General features: G+C 69.3%; 19 protein-coding genes. 9 read left to right on the top strand and 10 right to left on the bottom strand.

The features are described from left to right. The first annotated feature begins 93 nt into the window (after positions 1-93). Positions 94-1,065 carry a helix-turn-helix domain-containing protein gene (locus AB0Q90_RS24575; protein WP_363161514.1) on the top strand — a complete coding sequence of 324 codons (972 nt, stop codon included), beginning with the start codon at positions 94-96 and terminating at the stop codon, positions 1,063-1,065. 60 nt (positions 1,066-1,125) lie between these two features. On the opposite strand, the gene AB0Q90_RS24570 is transcribed toward AB0Q90_RS24575, so the two are convergent. Further along, positions 1,126-1,860 carry a D-Ala-D-Ala carboxypeptidase family metallohydrolase gene (locus AB0Q90_RS24570; RefSeq protein ID WP_363161513.1) on the bottom strand — a complete coding sequence of 245 codons (735 nt, stop codon included), beginning with the start codon at positions 1,858-1,860 and terminating at the stop codon, positions 1,126-1,128. A gap of 172 nt (positions 1,861-2,032) precedes the next feature. Here AB0Q90_RS24570 and AB0Q90_RS24565 point away from each other — a divergent pair, with 172 nt between their 5' ends. Then, entirely contained in the window at positions 2,033-2,323 is a 291-nt protein-coding gene (locus AB0Q90_RS24565; RefSeq protein ID WP_363161512.1) for a hypothetical protein, read from the top strand. Positions 2,324-2,368: 45 nt separating this feature from the next. Here AB0Q90_RS24565 and AB0Q90_RS24560 read toward each other — a convergent pair whose 3' ends face one another. Beyond that, entirely contained in the window at positions 2,369-2,776 is a 408-nt protein-coding gene (locus tag AB0Q90_RS24560) for a RidA family protein (RefSeq protein ID WP_363161511.1), read from the bottom strand. 92 nt (positions 2,777-2,868) lie between these two features. On the opposite strand from AB0Q90_RS24560, the gene AB0Q90_RS24555 reads away from it, so the two are divergent. Next, positions 2,869-3,249, top strand: a complete 381-nt coding sequence (locus AB0Q90_RS24555) for a helix-turn-helix domain-containing protein (protein WP_363161510.1) — start codon at positions 2,869-2,871, stop codon at positions 3,247-3,249. A gap of 16 nt (positions 3,250-3,265) precedes the next feature. Here AB0Q90_RS24555 and AB0Q90_RS24550 read toward each other — a convergent pair whose 3' ends face one another. The 6 genes from AB0Q90_RS24550 to AB0Q90_RS24525 form a co-directional block, all read right to left on the bottom strand. Next, on the bottom strand, positions 3,266-4,489 hold the full coding sequence (locus tag AB0Q90_RS24550; RefSeq protein WP_363161509.1) for a hypothetical protein: 1,224 nt from the start codon (positions 4,487-4,489) through the stop codon (positions 3,266-3,268). A gap of 115 nt (positions 4,490-4,604) precedes the next feature. After that, positions 4,605-5,510 (bottom strand): carbohydrate ABC transporter permease, encoded by a 906-nt coding sequence (locus AB0Q90_RS24545; protein ID WP_363161508.1) that lies wholly within the window; start codon positions 5,508-5,510, stop codon positions 4,605-4,607. Between the two features lie 2 nt (positions 5,511-5,512). Then, a complete protein-coding gene (locus AB0Q90_RS24540) occupies positions 5,513-6,406 on the bottom strand; it encodes a sugar ABC transporter permease (protein WP_363161507.1) in 894 nt (297 codons plus the stop codon). A gap of 17 nt (positions 6,407-6,423) precedes the next feature. Beyond that, entirely contained in the window at positions 6,424-7,740 is a 1,317-nt protein-coding gene (locus tag AB0Q90_RS24535) for an extracellular solute-binding protein (RefSeq protein ID WP_363161506.1), read from the bottom strand. Between the two features lie 41 nt (positions 7,741-7,781). Further along, on the bottom strand, positions 7,782-9,527 hold the full coding sequence (locus tag AB0Q90_RS24530; protein ID WP_363161505.1) for an alpha-glucosidase: 1,746 nt from the start codon (positions 9,525-9,527) through the stop codon (positions 7,782-7,784). Between the two features lie 49 nt (positions 9,528-9,576). Continuing rightward, positions 9,577-10,758 (bottom strand): ROK family protein, encoded by a 1,182-nt coding sequence (locus AB0Q90_RS24525; protein ID WP_363161504.1) that lies wholly within the window; start codon positions 10,756-10,758, stop codon positions 9,577-9,579. Between the two features lie 327 nt (positions 10,759-11,085). Between AB0Q90_RS24525 and AB0Q90_RS24520 the strand changes: the two genes are divergently transcribed. Further along, positions 11,086-12,975 carry a family 49 glycosyl hydrolase gene (locus tag AB0Q90_RS24520; protein WP_363161502.1) on the top strand — a complete coding sequence of 630 codons (1,890 nt, stop codon included), beginning with the start codon at positions 11,086-11,088 and terminating at the stop codon, positions 12,973-12,975. Between the two features lie 81 nt (positions 12,976-13,056). Next, positions 13,057-13,488, top strand: coding sequence for a DUF5959 family protein (locus tag AB0Q90_RS24515; protein ID WP_363161501.1), 432 nt, complete (start codon positions 13,057-13,059; stop codon positions 13,486-13,488). Between the two features lie 8 nt (positions 13,489-13,496). Here the strand turns inward: AB0Q90_RS24515 and AB0Q90_RS24510 are convergent, their stop codons facing one another. Next, positions 13,497-14,534, bottom strand: a complete 1,038-nt coding sequence (locus AB0Q90_RS24510; RefSeq protein WP_363161499.1) for a helix-turn-helix domain-containing protein — start codon at positions 14,532-14,534, stop codon at positions 13,497-13,499. A 95-nt stretch (positions 14,535-14,629) separates the two neighbouring features. Between AB0Q90_RS24510 and AB0Q90_RS24505 the strand changes: the two genes are divergently transcribed. From AB0Q90_RS24505 to AB0Q90_RS24490, 4 genes are all read left to right on the top strand, one after another. Further along, positions 14,630-15,526 (top strand): alpha/beta hydrolase, encoded by an 897-nt coding sequence (locus AB0Q90_RS24505; protein ID WP_363161498.1) that lies wholly within the window; start codon positions 14,630-14,632, stop codon positions 15,524-15,526. A 43-nt stretch (positions 15,527-15,569) separates the two neighbouring features. Next, positions 15,570-15,962 (top strand): cupin domain-containing protein, encoded by a 393-nt coding sequence (locus AB0Q90_RS24500; RefSeq protein WP_363161497.1) that lies wholly within the window; start codon positions 15,570-15,572, stop codon positions 15,960-15,962. Between the two features lie 77 nt (positions 15,963-16,039). Then, entirely contained in the window at positions 16,040-16,615 is a 576-nt protein-coding gene (locus AB0Q90_RS24495) for a dihydrofolate reductase family protein (RefSeq protein ID WP_363161496.1), read from the top strand. Between the two features lie 120 nt (positions 16,616-16,735). Further along, entirely contained in the window at positions 16,736-17,563 is an 828-nt protein-coding gene (locus AB0Q90_RS24490) for an aldo/keto reductase (protein ID WP_363161495.1), read from the top strand. Here the strand turns inward: AB0Q90_RS24490 and sigJ are convergent. Next, positions 17,560-18,477 carry an RNA polymerase sigma factor SigJ gene (sigJ, locus tag AB0Q90_RS24485; RefSeq protein WP_363161494.1) on the bottom strand — a complete coding sequence of 306 codons (918 nt, stop codon included), beginning with the start codon at positions 18,475-18,477 and terminating at the stop codon, positions 17,560-17,562. The genes AB0Q90_RS24490 and sigJ overlap by 4 nt on opposite strands. Between the last annotated feature and the right edge of the window lie 56 nt (positions 18,478-18,533).

The following is an 18,533-nucleotide window of genomic DNA, read 5'->3' as shown; positions in this document are numbered from 1 at the left end:
GAAATGATCCGCTGCTGTCTGTCCTGAACATCGTGCCGGGAGCAGGTGTCCCGCACGAGTGTCCGGAACGCCATGACCCGTACAATTCCAGACGTGAACACTGTTGCGCTGGCCGTCACCGACGGAATGCTGCATTTCGAACTGTCCTTGGCGTACGAGGTGTTCGGGTCCGCCCCGGCCGGCGTGACCGAACCCTGGTACCGCCTCGACGTCTGCGGGCCGGGGGCGGTGCGGGTCGGCCGGTTCCTGCTGGAGGCCGATCACGGCCTGGACGCGCTCGCGCGCGCCGACACCGTGATCGTCCCGGGGTGGGCCGACGTCGACGTGGATCCGCCCGCGGAGCTGATCGACGCGGTGCGTGCGGCGCACGAGGCGGGGGCGCGTGTGGCCTCCCTGTGCACGGGGGCGTTCGTGCTGGCCGCCGCCGGTCTGCTGGACGGGCGGCGCGCGACGACGCATTGGGCGCACACACAGGTTCTGGCCGAGCGCTATCCGCAGGTCCAGGTGGACCAGGACGTCCTGTACGTGGACGACGGCACCGTGCTCACGTCCGCGGGCAAGGCCGCCGCCATGGATCTGTGTCTGCACCTGGTCCGTCTCGACCGTGGCTCGTCCGTCGCCAACGCGGTCGCCCGCCGCCTCGTCGTACCGCCCCACCGGGACGGCGGCCAGGCCCAGTTCGTCACCACACCGGTCCCCGCTCCGGGCAACCACCCGCTCGCCGGCCTGTTGCCCTGGGTGCTCGAACGGCTGGACCAGCCACTGACCGTGGAGGACCTGGCCCGCCAGGCACGGATGAGCTCACGCCACCTCGGCCGTCACTTCAGGTCGGTGACCGGCACCACTCCCCTCCAGTGGCTGCTGACTCAACGGATCCGCCGCGCCCAGGAGTTGCTGGAGAACACCGACAACAGCGTGGAAGCCGTCGCGACGGCCACCGGCATGGGCACCGCGACAACGCTGCGCCGCCACTTCAACCGCACGGTCGGAGTGGCTCCGGACACCTATCGCCGCACGTTCCGGGCGCGGAGCCGGTCCGGGCACGCGCCGGAAGTACACCCGTGAAGGGACCAATCGGAACAGCCCCCGCACCGGCGGGGGCTGTCACTCGGTCCACGACGTCGGTCAGATCCCGCAGTTCGGTGCGGACCAGTACGGCGACGGGTCGAACGCCACGTGGGTGTGGTCGTTGTGGCCCGGGTAGCCGGGGCCGAGGATTTCCGAGAAGCCGTGGGTGCGGGCCTGCTGGGCGAGGCGGCAGAGGGTCGGGGAGCCGGTGAGGTCGGCGGCGTCGCCGTAGAGGTGGCGGCTGGTGGAGGAGCCGCCTACGGCGCTGTTGCAGGCGTAGGAGCGGAAGCCGCTGGAGATGGTGATCGGGACGTCGCCGAGGGCGTGCCGCATGGCCTCCAGTTTCCACATGCTCTTCAGGGCGTTCGCCTTGGCGGTGGCCGCGGAGACCGCGCCGCCGGACCAGTCGGAGTTGCACCTGTTGAGTTCGGCGTAGCTGAAGTGGACCGGGGTGCAGTCCGGGTCCTGGAGTGCGTAGATCTTGCTGAAGGTCTGCGGTCCCGCGACGCCGTCCGCGGTGAGGCCGTACGCGGACTGGAACTTCTTGACGGCGGCGGCGGTACGGGCGCCGTACTGGCCGTCGTAGGAGAGTCGTTCGCCGGAGGTCACCCAGCCGGCAACCCGGATCTGCAGTTGGGTCACGTCGCTGCCGGACGATCCCTCGGACAGGGTGCGGCTCCAGGTGTAGCACTCGTCGGCGTGGGCCGCGCCTGAGGTTGCCCCCACACCGACCACCGCACCAGACATGATCATGACAAGCGAGGCGAGGAAACGTGTGACCCGTCTGAGCATTCCGACCTCCGGACCGTCGAATACGGAGTGACGACCACCACGGATTCCGCGGCAGCCCGAGCCCAGGGTGCGGCCAACCGCTACGCGCGTCAACGGCGCCTGGACTTCGGGAAAGTGAACGCCGGCTCGCCTCCGGCCCGGCACCATGGTTCCCACACGGGAGAAGGAGCGTATGAACTACCGGGAACACGCCCTGAAGTACGCCGCCGACCGGGGCTGGGAACACGTGACGGCCGCCATGACGCTGGGGGCGACCAAGGTGACCGTCGACGAGTTCCGCAAGAAGGGGAAGACCGTCGTCGCCACCTTCATGGACTTCGAGGTCCTCAAGCCGGAGTGGACGGACTACTGGACGCTGGGCTACTACGACTTCGGCGACGGCCGGTGCGGCCGGATCGAGGCCGTGCAGTCGGGGACGGGCCAGAGCAGGCTGAGTCTGGAGAGGGCGCTCGACGAGTCGTAAAGGGGCGCGCGGGGTGGGCGACGCTCCCCCGTCCATCGACGTAGTTCAGTCGAGGACCGCGATCGCCTCGATCTCGACCAGGTGTTCGGGGACATCGAGCGCGGCCACGCCCAGCAGCGTGGCCGGCGGGACCGGTGTGACTCCCAGCTTTGCGGATGCCCGGGCGATGCCCTCCAAGAGCAGGGGCATCTTGTCGGGGGTCCAATCCACCACGTGGACGTTCAGCTTCGCCACGTCGTCGAAGGAACCACCCGCCGCTGCCAGGGCGTTGGCGATGTTGAGGTAGCACTGTTCGACCTGGGCGGTGAGATCGTCTTCGCCGACCGTCGCCCCGTCGGCGTCCCAGGCGACCTGCCCGGCGATGAAGACCAGCTTCGTTCCGGAGGCGATCGCCACCTGCCGGTAGACGTCCACGGTCGGCAACTCGGCAGGGTTCAGCAGGGTGATGCTCATCCGGCGCCTCTTCTCTCTTGTGGTTACTCAGGAACCGTAGGAGAGTCTGTGCTGACGTGGAAGAACGCACTTTTCGGTGACTGGGGAACCTGATGGTGACCAAGCAGCTCGGGGGCTTGCCCGAGGACGCGGACCTGCGGCGCGCGGACTCCCTCGCCCGGGAGATCTTCGCCGACGTCGCCAACAAGTGGGCGTTCTTGATCATTGAGGCCCTCGGTGAACGCACCCTGCGGTTCAGTGAGTTGCGCGACGAGGTCGAGGGCATCAGCCACAAGATGCTCACCCAGAACCTGCGGATGCTGGAGCGCAACGGCCTGCTCTCGCGGAAGGTGCATCCGACCGTGCCGCCGCGGGTCGAATACACCCTCACCGAGCCGGGCCGGGCCCTGCGTGCCACGGTGGACGGCATGTGCGGCTGGACCCACGAGTACCTCGGTCACATCGAGGCCGCCCGTCGCCGGTTCGACGACTGACGGCACCCGACGGCTCTCAGCGCAAGGTGCGCACGAACACGTCCCCGATCAGGTTCGTGTCCTCCGGCACCAGGCCCGGGTAGTACGAGTCGAAGACGGCCGTCGACTCGTCCGCGCTCAGTGCCGCGCGGCCCACGGTGATCGGGGTGCCGTCAGCGCCGGGTGACAGCAGGTCCTCGTGGCCGGTGCGCAGGTCGCGCAGGATCAGGCCCAGGGAGCTGCGGTTGGCGTCCGCTGTGTTCAGCAGCAGCTTGGTGCCGTTCACCGAGAGGTCCGAGATCAGGGTGAGGTCGGTCGGGGTGTGGCCGTCGTAGCGGTGGAGCGTGCCGGTGTCCAGGTCGCGGACGAAGGCGTTCCAGCCGCCGTTCGGGTCGGTGCCGGGCACGAGGTCGGTGGCGACCGAGTTGAAGCCGACCTTGGAGCCGTCGGGGCTGAGCACCGGTGCGACCGCCGAGCTGTCGGCCGGGGTGCCGTCGTGGGTGGCGTCGGCGTGCACGGTCCGGCGCGTGATCCGGTCGTAGACGAGGATGTCGCCCTGGTCGGTGTCGGCCGGGCCGGAGTAGCCCTCCAGGTAGGCGACCTTGCGGCCGTCGGCGCTGATGGAGATCTGCTGGCACTGGTGGAAGTTCTTCGAGCCGTCGGCGGGGCGGCTGACGCGTTGGACCTGCTGGGTCCAGCGGTCCAGGAGCATGACCCGGCAGGCGAAGGCGCCGTGTTCGTCGACGGCGGGGCGGGCGACGAAGGCGATGTAGCGGCCGTTGGCGCTGATCGGGGCGATGCCGTACGACACGTGGTAGTCCTCGTCCATGGCGGGGGCCAGGCGCTCGACGCTCCTGGTGTGCAGGTCCATGACATGCTTGGAGGACGTTCCGGTGGTGGCCGAGAACGAGGTGAAGGTCAGGTAGCGGCCGGACTCGGAGAGTTGGGGCGTCGATGTCGTCTCGCCCGGCACCACCACCCGTTGCAGTGGTGCGTCGGGGGCCGTCCGGTAGAAGACGCTGTTGCGCACGTCCGTGCCGGGCACGAGGTTGGTCGCCGACGACGTGAAGGCGACGACGCGGCCATCGGCGCTGACCACCGGCTCCGTCGAGTGGCTGTTGCCTCCGGTGCCGTCCGGGGCGACGCTGATCCGTTCGGTGTGCGGGGCCCGGTCGTCGCTCGCCGCGCCCGCGGGCGCGGCGAGGAAGGTGACGGCGGCTGCCAGGGCGGCGGACACGGACATGGGTAAGCGAGATCTCATCAGGTGGTCCCCCTGTACCTCGCGCCCCGGCCCTGTGCACGGGGCGCACGAGATGCACGCGATGAAAGCGCGGCGGCGGTCGGGGGTCAATGCTTCCGCACGCGGTACTCCTGGCTCACTTCACGGCACCGGCAGTCACGCCGCGGGTCAGGGAGCGCTGGAAGAGGAGGAAGAAGACCACCATGGGGACCACGCCGAGGAGGGCGGCGGCGCTCATCGCCGTGGGATCGCTGGTGTACTGGCCCTGCATGACGGACAGGCCGAGCGGGACGGTCTGGTTGTCGTTGGAGATGAGCAGGACGAGGGGGTAGAGGAACTCGTTCCAGCTCCAGACGAAGAAGAACACGCACATCACCGACAGGGTGGGCCAGCTCATCGGCAGGATGATCCGCCACAGGATGGTCCAGCGGCCGGCGCCGTCGAGGGAGGCGGCTTCGATGAGTTCGCGCGGGAAGCCGCTGAAGACAGAGGAGAGCAGGTAGGTACCGAAGGCGCTGTAGGTGACGCCGACGAGGATCGTGTAGCCGAGTTTGCCGTCGTACAGGCCCATCTCCTTGAACAGGTAGTAGATGGGGTAGACCAGGCCCTCCTGCGGCAGGACGTTGACGCCGAGGAAGAAGACGAGGAAGGCGGTACGGCGGCGGATGCGGCCGATACCGATGGCGTAGGCGTTGAACAGGGCCAGGACCACGGCGATCAGGACGACGCCGAGGCTGATCTGGATGCTGTTGACGAGTTTCTGGGTGAAGTCGACGCGCTCCCAGACGTCGCCGATGATGTCCCAGTTCCACTGCTCGGGCCAGGACAGCGAGCCGTTGGCGCGGTAATCGGCGCTGGTCTTGAAGGAGTTGAGCAGGATGATCGCGAACGGGGCGAGGAAGGCCAGGACGAAGACGGCGACCGCGGTGACGACGGCGTAGGAGCCCGCGCCGCGCTTGTGCTGCTTGCGGCGCCTGGGTGCGGCCTGTTCCGTGGGTGCGGCCTTGCGGACGCGGGGCGGGCTGGTGATGTCGGTGGTCATGGTCATCCGTCCTCGCGTGCCTGGCGGGTGAGCATGGTGCCCGCGACGATCAGTACGAGCAGGGTGATGGTGCTGGAGATGGCCGATCCGTAGCCGACGTCGGCGCGCTCGAAGTAGTTCTGGTAGGCGAAGTAGGCGGGAACGAGGGTGGAGTTGCCGGGGCCGCCGCCGGTGAGGACGAAGATCTGGGCGAAGACCTTCAGGCCGGCGATGGTGGTGGTGACGAGGACGACGTAGACCTCGGGGCGCAGGACGGGCACGGTGATGCGGGTGAAGCGCTGCCACCAGTTCGCCCCGTCGAGGGAGGCCGCCTCGTACAGTTCCGGGTCGATGCGTTGCAGGCCGGACATGAACAGCACCAGCGGGTAGCCGAGTTGCATCCAGACCAGGACACCGAGGACCGCCCACAGGGCGAGGTCGGGGTCGCCCAGCCAGTTCTGGGCCAGCGAGGACAGTCCGACGGTGTCGAGGATGCTGTTGACGGCTCCCTCGGGGGCGAGGATCCAGCCCCACATCAGTCCGGTGACGGCGACGGGGATGACCTGGGGCAGGTAGAGGCCGGAGCGGAAGACGGAGACGATGCCGTCGCCGTGCTTCTTGCCGACGTAGTCGAAGAGCAGGGCGGCCAGGAAGAGGCCGAGCAGGGTGGGCACGACCGCGATGCCGATGATCACGAAGGCGATGTTCTGGAAGGAGGCCCAGAAGTCGGCGTCCTGGAAGAGGCGGGTGTAGTTGTCCAGGCCGGTGAAGGTGGGGTCGCCGATGCCCTGCCACTGGGTGAGGCTGTAGTAGAAGGTCATCACCAGCGGGACGACGAGGAAGAGCAGGCTCAGCAGCAGGCCGGGGGCGAGGAAGAGGGCGTAGCCCGAGGACCGCGGGTGACGTGTGGTTTTCACTGTTGCTCCTCGCGGGCTCAGGACCTGGACTTCGCGTAGTCCTCGTAGGGGGCGGCGAGTTCGTCGAGGATCGCGTCGGGCTTGCCGCCGTTCATGAGGTTCTGGGTGGCGGCCATCCAGGTGTCGTAGTAGCCGGGGACCGGCCAGTCGGGGTAGAAGGCGAGGCCGTTGCCGGACTGGTAGGTGGTGAAGGCGGTGATGAGCTCGCGGGACTTGGGGTTGTCGATGGTGTCCGTCTCGGCCGCGAGGGGGACGCTGCCCTCCTCGCCGATCAGCTTCTGGATCTTGTCGGACATGGTGATGTCGATGAAGTCCTCGGCGAGTTCCTTGTTCTTCGCCCGGGTGGGGATGACCCAGTGGTTGCCGCCGGAGCCGAGGGTGCGCTCACTGCCCGGGTAAGGGGCGGAGGACCATGCGAAGTTCTTGATGTCGGTGTTCAGTCCGCCGAACCACCAGTTGCCGCCGACCATGATGGGCCGCTTCTGGGCGACGAACTGCTCAGTCATGTCGGTGCCCTTGAGGCCGACGTCCTTCTTCTCGAAGTAGCCCTTGTCGAGCCACTCCTGGTACTTGTCGACGGCGTAGGTCATCTCGGGACCGTGGAAGTCGACCTCGCCCTGGTACAGCTGGTAGTTGTCGACCCAGGTGCCGTTGGCCTTCGACAGGGCGAGCAGGTAGAGCCAGTGGCCGGCGGGGTGGTCGTTGCCCGCGTTGGCGAGCGGGGTGATCCCGGCGGCCTTGAACTCGGCCAGGGCGGCCTCGAAGCTCTTGAAGTCGGTGGGCTTGGCGATGTCGTGCTTCTTGAACAGGTCGTCGTTGTAGTAGGCGAGGACGAACTCGCCGTAGTTGGGTATGCCGTACCACTTGTCGCCGCCCATCTCGCCCTTGGCGTCGTAGCGGGCGGTGACGGAGGCGCTCTCGCTGATCTTCTTGTCCCAGCCGCGGGTCTCGGCGACGGCGGTCAGGTCGGTGAGCAGGCCCTGCTTGGCGAGCAGGCCGGTGGTGGCGTTGCCCTTGTTGTACTCCATGACGTCGGGCGCCTTGTCGGAGTTGAGGATCATGCCGGCGTTCTGCTGGATCTGCTCGAACGTCTTCTGCTCGAAGACGACCTTCACATCGGGGTGGGTCTTCTTGAACTCGGCGATGGCCGCGGCCCAGGCCTTGCCCAGTGCGCCGTCCTTGTCCTCGTAGTGCCACAGGCGCAGGGTCTTGCCGTCCCCCTCCGCGCTGCCGGAGCCGCCGCAGGCGGTCAGCGGGGCGAGCAGGGCCAGGGCGGCGGCGGAGAGCAGGAGCGTCCTGCCGGCGGTGCGGAGGGTGCTGCGGGGGTGCGTCATGACTGTTCCTCAGGGTGCGTCGGTGCAGAGAGGGACTGGTGTCAGCGGGTGCGGCGGTGGACACGTGCCTCCCACGGCCGCAGGGTGTGCGGGCTCGTGAGGGGGGAGGTGGTGGGGACGTTGGCGATGAGGGTCTCGCTGTGGTCCCAGCCGTCGGGCAGGTCGACGGTGAGGTCGGTGGCGCCGAAGTTGGCCAGGACCAGCAGTTCGGTGCCGGTGGCCGGGTGGTGGCGGGTGAAGGCGTAGAGCTGTTCGTGCTCCGGGTGGAGCATGTGGAAGTCGCCGTGCGTCAGGGCCGGTTCGGTGTGGCGCAGGGCGATCAGGCGCCGGTAGTGGTGGAAGACCGAGTCCGGGTCGGCGAGTTGGGCCTTGGCGTTGACGGTCTCGTGGTCGGGGTTGACCGCGATCCACGGGGTGCCCGCGGTGAATCCGGCGTGCTCGCCGGCGTCCCACTGCATCGGGGTGCGGGCGTTGTCCCGGCTGCGGCGCCGCAGCCCTTCCATGATCGTCTCGATGTCCGTGCCGAGGGCGCTCTGTTCGCGGAAGTGGTTGAGCGACTCGATGTCACGGAAGTCGTCGATCGAGGTGAACGGGGCGTTGGCCATGCCCAGTTCCTCGCCCTGATAGACGTACGGGGTGCCGCGGTGCAGATGCAGGACCGTGGCCAGCAGTTTGGCGGAGCGGTCGCGGTGGGCGGGGCTGTCGTCGCCGAAGCGGGAGACCACGCGGGCCTGGTCGTGGTTGTTCCAGTACAGGCTGTTCCAGCCGGTCTCGGCCAGGCCGGTCTGCCAGCGGCCGAGGCTGGCCTTGAGGTCGGTCAGCCGCAGGGGGCGGGCGTCGAACTTGCCGCCGGGGCCCTGGTCGAGGCCGACATGCTCGAACTGGAAGACCATGTCCAGTTCCCGGTGCGCGGGGTCGGTGAAGAGCTTGGCCTCCTCCACGGTGACGCCGGGCATCTCGCCGACGGTGAGCAGCCGGCGCGGGTGCTGGGCGACGACCTCGCGGTGCATCTCGGCGAGGTACTCGTGGATACGGGGCCCGCAGACGTAGTACGGGTGGCCGAAGCCGTAACGACTGCCCTCGGGAACGATCCCGTCGGGCAGGGCCGGGTCCTTGGAGATCAGGTTGATGACGTCCATCCGGAAGCCGTCCACGCCCCGCTCCAGCCACCAGCGCATCATCGCGTGGACGGCCTGGCGGACCTCGGGGTTGTCCCAGTTCAGGTCGGGCTGCTTGCGGGAGAACGTGTGCAGGTAGTACTCGCCGGAGGCTTCGTCGAAGGTCCAGGCGGGGCCGGAGAACCACGACTCCCAGTTGTTGGGCTCCGCTCCGGGGGTGCCGGGCTGCATGCCCGCGCGCGGCGGGCGCCAGATGTACCAGTCGCGCCGCGGGCCGGCCGGGCCGCCGTCTCGGGAGGCGGTGAACCAGGAGTGTTCGTCGCTGGTGTGGTTGACGACCAGGTCCATGACGAGCTTCATGCCGCGTCCGTGCACGGCCTCAAGGAGCCGGTCGAAGTCGGCCAGCGTGCCGAAGAGCGGATCGATGTCCTGGTAGTCGCTGATGTCGTAGCCGTTGTCGTCGTGCGGGGAGGGGTAGACCGGGGAGAGCCAGAGCACGTCGACACCCAGCTCGGCCAGGTAGTCGAGGCGTTCTGTGATGCCGGGCAGGTCCCCGATGCCGTCCGCGTCGGAGTCGGCGAAGCTGCGGGGGTAGATCTGGTAGACCACCGCGTCGCTCCACCAGGCGTCGGCGGGGCCGGCCACGTTTTCGGGCACGTCAAACGTCATCAGGTGTCCTCGGGTACTGGTACTGGGGTGTGCGGGGTGTGTGCCGGGGTCAGGAGATGGCGGCGCCCACCGCGTCACGAATGACGAGGCAGGCCGCTCCACGGGCCCACAGGTCGTGGCGCACGGGGTCGACATGGATGTCGCAGTCGCGGGCGGCGGTGGAGAAGGCGTGCGCCTGAAGGGCCTGGGACATCGCCGGGCCGAACAGGTCGTGGGCGACCGCGCCCTCCCCGGCGATGATGATCTTCTGCAGGTTCAGCAGGTTGCACAGACCGGCCAGTCCCCGCCCGAGGGCCGTGCCGGCCTCGGCGAACGCGGAGCGGGCCACGGTCTGTGCCGCGCCGCTTCCCGAGCGGGCGAGGTCGATGGCCTCGGTGATGTCGGCGCAGGCGACGCCTGCGTCCTGGAGGTGGCGCAGTACGGCGCGGTCCCCGGCGAGGGCCTCCAGACAGCCGCGGCGGCCGCAGCTGCACATGGGGCCCGCCGGGTCCAGGGGCAGGTGGCCGAGTTCCCCGGCCAGTCCGGTGGCGCCGGAGAACAGGGTGCCGTCGAGGAGGAGACCGCAGCCGATGCCGGGTCCCACGGTGACGACGGCGAACGAGTCGAGGTCGCGCCCCTGCCCGAACCAGCGCTCGGCCACGACCAGGGTGTTGACGTCGTTGTTCACGACGACCGGCAGTCCGGTCGCCGCGCGCAGCGGGCCGGCCACGTCGACCTTGTTCCAGTCGAGCAGGGCCGAGTAGCGGCAGACGCCCGCTTCCGAGTCGACATGCCCGCTGACGCCGACGCCCAGGCCCAGCACCCGGTCCGCCGCTTCGGGGGCCTCGGACAGGAGCCTTCGGGTCAGGTCAGCGGCGACCGCCAGGGCGGCTTCGGGCGTGTGGTCGTCGAGGGGTTCCTCGGCGTGCGCCAGGACGCCCGCGGCCATGTCGGTGACGACGCCGGAGATCTGTGCGGGGCCGATCTTCATGCCTACGACGAGGTGTTTGTCCGGGTTGACGTGGAGCATCTTCTGCGGCCGGCCCCGTCCCTGGGGCGCGGTGTCGGTTTCGCGGAGGTAGTCGTGTTCGAGCAGCGGAGGCAGCATCCGGGTCACGCTGGAGGGCACCAGGCCCAGCCGTTGGGCGAGCTGGGTGCGCGAGATGGGTCCCGCGGTGAGCACGGTCGCGAAGATCTCCGCGCGGGTCTGCTCACCGACAAGCTCCGAGAAACGGATCTTGGACGGGCTCATGACGCATGCCTCCACAGCAGTGATCGGTCAGCTCTCGCGGCCCGCACGGCGCCGGCCGGTTGGGCATGACGGGAGTCTGTCCCCGGCTTTTTTGTGCGTCAAGGAAGAAAACAGCGCGTTACGCAACCGTGATCGATGCCGAGGGAGCCGAATACCGCGACCCGAATCTGCCGATCCATCCGGATTTACGGCATCGATCGGGCCCCCTTCGCGAGCGGATCACGTTCATTTCATTGACACGAGCAAGAAATGACGGGACGTTGTGCGGCGTTCGCAGGGCCCTACGAACATCCGCGAACCCGACCACCTCCAGAAGTGGAGTTCGTCATGCCCGCACCGAGACGGAACCGGCCCGCAGCGGTCGCCGTCGGCCTGACACTGGCCTTGATCCTTGCCCTGGCCGGGGCCCTCACGCCCGTCGGCACAGCGGCGGCCAAGACCGGGGCGGCCACCGCCCACAGCGCGCAGCTGCGGACGTGGTGGCACGACAACCACGAGTTCAACACCACCAGCCCGGTGGCGGACGACAAGGTGCGGCGGTCGTCGTTCTACGACGTCCAGGTCGCCACCACCGCGGCCCCGAGGACGAAGTACGACTCGTTCGCGTACATGAGCATCCCCCGCAGCGGCAAAGGGAAGATCGGCTACACCAAGGAGGACGGCGCCGAGTTCTCCTCGGCCGCGAACCTGACCATGAGCTGGTCGTCCTTCCAGTACGCCACCGACGTCTGGGTCGATGTCTCGCTGCGCACCGGCCAGCGGATCTCCTCGGCCGACCAGGTCACGATCCGACCCCGCGGCCTGGACTTCGCCAAGCAGCTCGTCGACGGCGACACCGTCCGCGTCAAGGTCCCCTACGACGCCAAGGGCTACCGCTTCTCGGTCGAGTTCGCCCCGCAGCTCTACACGGCCTACAACGACATGTCCGGCCCCGCGGACGACGCGGGCAAGCTCACCACCAGCGCGGGCAACGGCAACCGGGCCGTCCACACCGAGCCCCGCAACTCCATGATGATCTTCGCCGAGCCCACCCCGACCGGCACGGAGAGGGACCGGCTGATCCCGACGCCGGAGTCGGGCAGCACGTACTACCCGCCCCAGGGCCGGGTCACGAACCTGAACACGATCAGCGAGGAGATCGTGTACTTCCGGCCCGGCACCTACTACATGACCTCGAAGTACCACGCCCTGCTGCCCCAGCAGGTCAAGTGGGTCTACCTCGCCCCCGGCGCCTATGTGAAGGGCGCCATCCGCTTCCCCCACGACAGCCAGGGCCTGTACAAGGTGACCGGCCACGGGGTGCTCTCCGGTGAGCAGTACGTCTACGAGGCGGACACCAACAACAACTACGACCACCTCAGCGGCGCGTCCAACTGCCACGCCTCCTGCGTGAAGATGCTCCAGTTCGCCTCGGCCCAGGGCCGGCAGCAGCACCTCGACCTTCAGGGCGTGACGATCAACGAGCCGCCCTACCACTCCTTCGTGGTCTACGGCGACGAGGAGACGTTCAGCATGCGGGTCGACAACTACAAGCAGGTCGGCTCCTGGTACTGGCAGACCGACGGCATCGAGCTCTACCGCGGCAGCACCATGAAGAACACCTTCTTCAACGCCAACGACGACGTGCTGAAGCTGTACCACAGCGACGTGAGCATCGATAACACCGTGATCTGGAAGAACGAGAACGGTCCCGTCATCCAGTGGGGCTGGACCCCTCGCACCATCGACAACGTGCGGGTCAACAACACCCACGTCATCCACAACCGCATGTACTGGAAGGACGTCAAGTACAACACCTGCGTCCTCAACTCCTCCTCCCACTGGGAGGACATGGGCTCGACCACCAAGGCCGATCCGAACGCCTGGGTGCGGAACATGACCTTCGAGAACATCACCGTCGAGGGCATGGCGAACTGCGCGATCCGTGTCTTCGCGCTCTCCAGCACCGAGAACATCCACGTCAAGAACCTCAGGATCGACGCCTGGAACCAACTCGACGCCGGCTCCCAGATCAGCCTGCTCAAGCGGTACACCGACGCCGCCGGGCAGAAGGTGACCCTCGGCAACGAGACCCGCGACGGCCGCGGCCTGAAGCTGGAGAACTACACCGTCGGCGGCACCGTCATCGACAAGTCCGGCGACAACTGGGCCGCGGACCGGCTCGGCCGGCTCGGCTTCGACGCCGAGAACTGGGACAGCTGGAACGCCTGGGGTTAGGACGGGGCCCACCCCTCCCGGCCGCTCGCGTGCCGCCGGATAGTGTTCGGCACCAGCGGGAGCAAGCCGGGAGGGGCCGTCATGAGCGTGGAGCCGATCGATCTGATCCGTCTGGAAGGCGAGGGCAACAGTGTTGTCCTGCGGATCACGGGGAGGGACGCTCGGGGCCCTCATGGCGAAGCGGACGTCCTCGTCGGGGAGTTCCGGGTCGACACCCCCTTCGTCCGGGGCACCCTCCGGACCTGGGTCTTCCCCGGGGATCTGGGGCAGTGGCAGTCGGCCCTGGACCTGCTCGACGCCGGGAAGGACATCGCCTGGCGCGAGGGCACACGCGCTCCGTCGCTGTTCGTCGAGCGCGACGAGGACGACGACCGGTGCCAGGTCACGGTCACGGACGACTCGACGTCCCTGACGACGGTGACCGTGACCGTCCCGCTGACCGACGCCTGGTTCGACGAGGCCTACCGCCGCCTGGACCAGGTGCGGGACATGTGGGGGGCCGACGAGGTCTGAGCCCGTCCTCAGTTCTCCAGCAGCCGCCAGGCGGCCAGCGCGAGCCGGGCTCTCATCAGGCCCGTGGGCTCGGTGAGTTCGATGCCGAGGGTCCGGCCGAGCTGTTCGAGTCGGCGGGCCACGCTGCTGTGGTGCAGATGGAGACAGTCCGCGGCCCGGCGCAGGGAACCGGTGGCGCAGTAGACGTCCAGGGTCTCCAGGTCGTCCGGGCTGGCGGCGACGTTCGCGATCGCGGCCACATCGGGGTTCGCACGCGCGGCGCCCTCGGGGAGCTGCGCGAGCAGCGCCAGCGCCCCGAGGCTGCCGTGGTGGACGACCGGCTCGCGGGGTGTGGTGAAGCGGAGGGCGGTGCGGGCTTCGTGCCAGGAGCGGTCGGGGCTGTCGGCGGCGCCGATGCCCGCGCACACTCCTGCCGGGAAGCGGGTCCGGTCCACGGTGGTGGCGAGGATGACGCCCGCGTCGGCCAGCGGTGCCGCCTTCACCGGGCGGGCCGGGCAGATCAGCCCGCCGATCCGGTCGAGCGGCAGCCGTGACCGTACGGCGACGACGTGGACCGGCAGGTCGGCTGCGAAGCCCAGCAGCCGTAGCGCCCGCGCCCTGGCGGCCTCGTCGCTGTCGGCGCTGATCGCCAGTTCGACGAGGGCGGGGTCGGCCATGGTGGTGCGGGCCGGGCCGTAGCGCTCGACGACCGCCGCGGCGGCGATGGCCAGCCGGTCCAGGAGCACTTCGTCGAGGGAGCCGGGCGGGCCGGGGCGTTCCAGCCACACCGTGCCGATCTCCTCCTCGTCGAGGGTGATCGGCAGCGTCGTGGACGGGGGCGGCGAGGGAGTACCGGCGGCCTCCCTGCCGTCGGGTGCCATGCGGACGGCCCGCCCGGTGCCGTGCAGCCGGATCCCGGCCACGCACTCGGCCAGGCCCGCCGAGGCCCGGGCGAGCGCCGGGAGATCCACCCGCCGGCGCATGAGGGTGTCGTAGAACATGACGACGCGGATCGCGCCCTCGCTCTGTGTGTCCAGCTGCGACAACCGTACGGCCAGTGCCTCCATGTCGGGAGGATATGCGCCGATCGGCGCGCAACGCGCGGGTGACGCGCGACAGTTGGCGGATGCCGTCGGGGTCGGCCGGCCGTGAGGATGGCCGCATGGACCCTGAACTCGAAGCATTCGTCCCGTTGTTCCCCCGCGCCGACCTCACCGACCCGGTCACCGAGCGCAAGAACTTGGCCGCCCTGGCCGCCACGCTGCCGCCGCCGGACACCACGGGCCTGGAGGTCGAGGACCGCACGGTGCCCGCCGAGCCGGAGGTGCCGGTGCGGATCTACCGCCCGCACCACGCGCGGGGCGCGATCATCTGGCTGCACGGCGGCGCGTTCGTCATGGGCGATCTGGACACCGAGCACCCGTGGGCCGCCCGGATCGCGGCGGGCGCCGACGTCGTGGTGATCTCGGTGGGCTACCGGCTGGCCCCGGAGAACCCGTTCCCGGCCGCCCTCGACGACACCTACGCCGTGCTGACCTGGGCGGCCGAGCACGCGGACGAACTGGGCATCGACGCCGAGCGGATCGCGGTCGGCGGACACAGCGCCGGCGGCGGGCTCGCGGCCGCGGTGGCCTTGCGGGCCCGCGACCAGCAGGGCCCGCGGATCCGCTTCCAACTGCTCAGCCAGCCCGGGCTCGACGACCGGCAGGAGACCTGGTCGCGGCGGAACTTCACCGACACGCCCTGGATGGACAGCGACAAGGTCGCCACGGCTTGGCGGCACTACCTGGGCACACACCCCGCCACGCCGTACGCCGCACCCGCACGGGCCACCGACCTGTCCGGCCTGCCGCCCGCCTACGTCGCCACCGCGGAGCTCTGCCCGAACCGGGACGAGGACATCGCCTACGCGCTGCGCCTGCTGCAGGCGGGCGTCTCGGTCGAACTGCACCAGTGGGCGGGCACGTTCCACGGCTCGCAGGCGATCCTGTCCGCCGAAGTGTCCCAGCGGCAGATCGCCGAGCTCGCCGCCGCCCTGCGCCGCGCCCTGGCCGAGTGAACCCTCTCCCCTTGCCACACCGTCACAGGAAGGACCCACGGGCATGACCGTGACCCCGATCGACCTCTTCTCCTCGTTCCTCCACATCCGGCCGGGCGGCCAAGTACGGGCCGAGGAGCCGGTGTTCGACCCCCAGCGGGAGGGCTGGCAGGTGATGACCTTCCACGTGGAGACCGACGCCGACGTCCACGCCGACCACTGGGAGATCCACACCGAGGCGGACGAAGTCGTCGCCTGTCTCACCGGTGGCATACGTCTCGTCCTCCGTCCGGAACAGGCCGGGGACGGAGAGGAGGAGATCAAGCTGGCGTCCGGAACGGCCGCCATCGTGCCGCGCGGGCGGTGGCACCGCATCGCGCTGGACGGACCCAGCGACATCATGTCCGTCACGCTTCCGCGGGGCAGCCGTCTGGAGAGGCGGACCGGCACGGACTGAGAGGATCCCGCGAGCCGCGAGGAGTCCCGGGGCTTCGGCGGTCGTACTGTCGAAGCCGTCACCGAGGAGGGCTTGCGATGCGCAGCGTGACCTATTCGATGAACGTCTCACTCGACGGCTACATCGCCGGGCCGGACGGCGACTTCAACTGGACGGCGCCCGACGATGACGTCTTTCGCTCCTGGATCGACGAGATCCGACAGCTCGACGTCTATCTCCTGGGGCGACGGCTGTACGAGACGATGCTGTACTGGGAGACCGCCGACCAGGATCCGTCACTCGACGCCGCCAGGCTCGAATGGGCAGCGCTCTGGAACGCGCTCCCCAAGGTGGTCTTCTCCACCACGCTGTCGGCGGTGCAGGGCAATGCCCGCCTGGCCGCCGGCGGCCCGGTGGAGGAGATCGAGCGGCTGCGAGCCGAGCCCGGGGAGGGCAACATCGCGATCGGCGGCGCGACTCTCGCCGCCGAGGCGGCCGCGGCGGGTCTGATCGACGAGTACCGGGTCAGGGTCTACCCGGTGCTGGTCGGCGGCGGCCTTTCCTACTTTCCCCAGGGTGAGCGCCGGGAGGATCTCGAACTCGTCGAGACCCGCACCTTCAGCTCCCAGGTCATCTACCTCCGCTACCGCGTGACGCGACAGGCCGCGACGTAGCGCGAACGATCCCCGCTTGCGCTTATCCCGCGTGTGCAATTATTGTCATCGCTCGTAAGCACCTGGCGCAATCGGGCGCGTTCGTCGCCTCCCGCCGTCCACAGCAAGGAAGATCCGCACATGACCACCCCGGTCCCCACCCTCACCCTCAACAACGGCGTCGAGATACCGCAGCTCGGCTTCGGTGTCTTCCAGGTCCCCGACGCCGAGACCACCGCCGCCGTCACCGCGGCGCTCGAAGCCGGCTACCGCTCCATCGACACCGCCGCGATCTACGGCAACGAGGCCGGCGTCGGCCAGGCGCTCGCCGCCTCCGGCATCGCCCGCGAGGAGCTGTTCGTCACCACGAAGCTGTGGAACGCCGACCAGGGCTACGACGCCACCCTCAAGGCATTCGACGCGAGCCTCGCCAAGCTCGGCCTGGACCACGTCGACCTGTACCTCATCCACTGGCCGACGCCGGCCCGCGATCTGTACCGGGACTCCTGGAAGGCCATCGAGCAGCTGGTGGCCGACGGCAGGGTCCGCACGGCCGGTGTGTCCAACTTCCAGCCCGCCCACCTGCGCCGATTGCTGGACGGTGCCTCGCTGGTCCCGGCCGTCAACCAGATCGAGCTCCACCCCGGACTGCAGCAGTCGGAGCTGCGCGCCCTGCACGCCGAGCTCGGCATCGCCACCGAGGCCTGGAGCCCGCTGGCCCAGGGCGCGGTGCTCGCCGAGGCCCCGCTGACCACGATCGCGGAGCGGCACGGCAAGTCGCCGGCCCAGATCGTGCTGCGCTGGCACCTCCAGCTCGGCAACGTCGTCATTCCCAAGTCGGTCACCCCCGCCCGGATCCGGGAGAACATCGACGTCTTCGACTTCTCCCTCAGCGACGAGGAGATGGCCGCCATCGCCGCCCTCGACCGCGGTCTGCGCACCGGCCCGGACCCCGACACCCTCAACTAGCCGCTCTTCCAAGGCCGGAGCTTGTCCGGGTTGAGCACGGCCCAGATGCGGTGGATCCGCTCCCCCGCGATGTCGAACGCCAGCACCGAGACGGTGACGCCGTCCTGTTGGGCCGCCAGTCCGGGCTGGCCGTTCACCGTGCATTCCAGCAGCGTCAGGCCGGGAGGCACGGCGGCGCGAAGGACGTAGAAGCGTGCGATCTCCTCGGCGCCTTCGACCGGGTGGAGTGCGGCCCTGACGCGACCTCCGCCGTCGCCCGTCGCGGTGGCGTCGGGGGCCAGTACGGCGATGAGGGCGTCGATGTCCTTGGCCTCCCAGGCCTGTTTGAAGGCACGGACGAGGTCGGCGCGGTGCGCCGTGGGGGTGGTCGTGGGGGTCTGTGTCGTGCGGATGCGGCGGCGGGCCGAGGAGGCCAGTTGGCGGCAGGCCGCCGGCGTGCGGCCGACGATCGCGGCGACTTCTGCGAAGGGGTACCGGAAGACGTCGTGCAGGATGAACGCGACGCGTTCGGCCGGGGTCATCGATTCGAGGACGACGAGAAAGGCCATGCTGACCGACTCGTCGAGGGTGACCCGGTCGGCCGGGTCGGCCGGGGTGGCGCCCGACCGTCCGCTGATCCACTCCGTGCGGTCGGGCACCGGCTCCGGGAGCCATTCGCCGACGTAGCGCTCCCGCCTGGCCCGGGCCGAGCCGAGCAGGTCGAGGCAGATGCGGCCGGCGACGGTCGTCAGCCAGCCGCCGGGGGACGCGATCTCCTCCTGCTGCTGCCGGGACAGGGCGTACCAGCGGGCGTAGGTCTCCTGTACGACGTCCTCGGCGTCGGCGAGGGAGCCCAGGAGCCGGTAGGCAAGATTGATCAGCTGCCGTCGCTCGCTCATGATCGCGCTCAGGCCGGGGTCGGGCGGTGTGGTCATGCCGGCGTCTGCCTCCTCGGTCGCTGTGCTCCCACCCACTTCGACGAGACAGGACG

The organism is Streptomyces sp. NPDC079141 (assembly GCF_040686775.1).
Taxonomy (GTDB): domain Bacteria; phylum Actinomycetota; class Actinomycetes; order Streptomycetales; family Streptomycetaceae; genus Streptomyces.
This window is presented reverse-complemented; position numbering and strand designations above follow the sequence as displayed.

Coding starts and splice junctions, on each gene's coding strand:
- AB0Q90_RS24505 (WP_363161498.1), top strand. CDS start 14,630: ATGGACCCTGAACTCGAAGCATTCGTCCCGTTGTTCCCCCGCGCCGAC.
- AB0Q90_RS24520 (WP_363161502.1), top strand. CDS start 11,086: ATGCCCGCACCGAGACGGAACCGGCCCGCAGCGGTCGCCGTCGGCCTG.
- AB0Q90_RS24570 (WP_363161513.1), bottom strand. CDS start 1,860: ATGCTCAGACGGGTCACACGTTTCCTCGCCTCGCTTGTCATGATCATG.
- AB0Q90_RS24545 (WP_363161508.1), bottom strand. CDS start 5,510: ATGACCACCGACATCACCAGCCCGCCCCGCGTCCGCAAGGCCGCACCC.
- AB0Q90_RS24525 (WP_363161504.1), bottom strand. CDS start 10,758: ATGAGCCCGTCCAAGATCCGTTTCTCGGAGCTTGTCGGTGAGCAGACC.
- AB0Q90_RS24500 (WP_363161497.1), top strand. CDS start 15,570: ATGACCGTGACCCCGATCGACCTCTTCTCCTCGTTCCTCCACATCCGG.
- AB0Q90_RS24530 (WP_363161505.1), bottom strand. CDS start 9,527: ATGACGTTTGACGTGCCCGAAAACGTGGCCGGCCCCGCCGACGCCTGG.
- AB0Q90_RS24495 (WP_363161496.1), top strand. CDS start 16,040: ATGCGCAGCGTGACCTATTCGATGAACGTCTCACTCGACGGCTACATC.
- AB0Q90_RS24560 (WP_363161511.1), bottom strand. CDS start 2,776: ATGAGCATCACCCTGCTGAACCCTGCCGAGTTGCCGACCGTGGACGTC.
- sigJ (WP_363161494.1), bottom strand. CDS start 18,477: ATGACCACACCGCCCGACCCCGGCCTGAGCGCGATCATGAGCGAGCGA.
- AB0Q90_RS24490 (WP_363161495.1), top strand. CDS start 16,736: ATGACCACCCCGGTCCCCACCCTCACCCTCAACAACGGCGTCGAGATA.
- AB0Q90_RS24550 (WP_363161509.1), bottom strand. CDS start 4,489: ATGAGATCTCGCTTACCCATGTCCGTGTCCGCCGCCCTGGCAGCCGCC.
- AB0Q90_RS24565 (WP_363161512.1), top strand. CDS start 2,033: ATGAACTACCGGGAACACGCCCTGAAGTACGCCGCCGACCGGGGCTGG.
- AB0Q90_RS24515 (WP_363161501.1), top strand. CDS start 13,057: ATGAGCGTGGAGCCGATCGATCTGATCCGTCTGGAAGGCGAGGGCAAC.
- AB0Q90_RS24535 (WP_363161506.1), bottom strand. CDS start 7,740: ATGACGCACCCCCGCAGCACCCTCCGCACCGCCGGCAGGACGCTCCTG.
- AB0Q90_RS24510 (WP_363161499.1), bottom strand. CDS start 14,534: ATGGAGGCACTGGCCGTACGGTTGTCGCAGCTGGACACACAGAGCGAG.
- AB0Q90_RS24555 (WP_363161510.1), top strand. CDS start 2,869: ATGGTGACCAAGCAGCTCGGGGGCTTGCCCGAGGACGCGGACCTGCGG.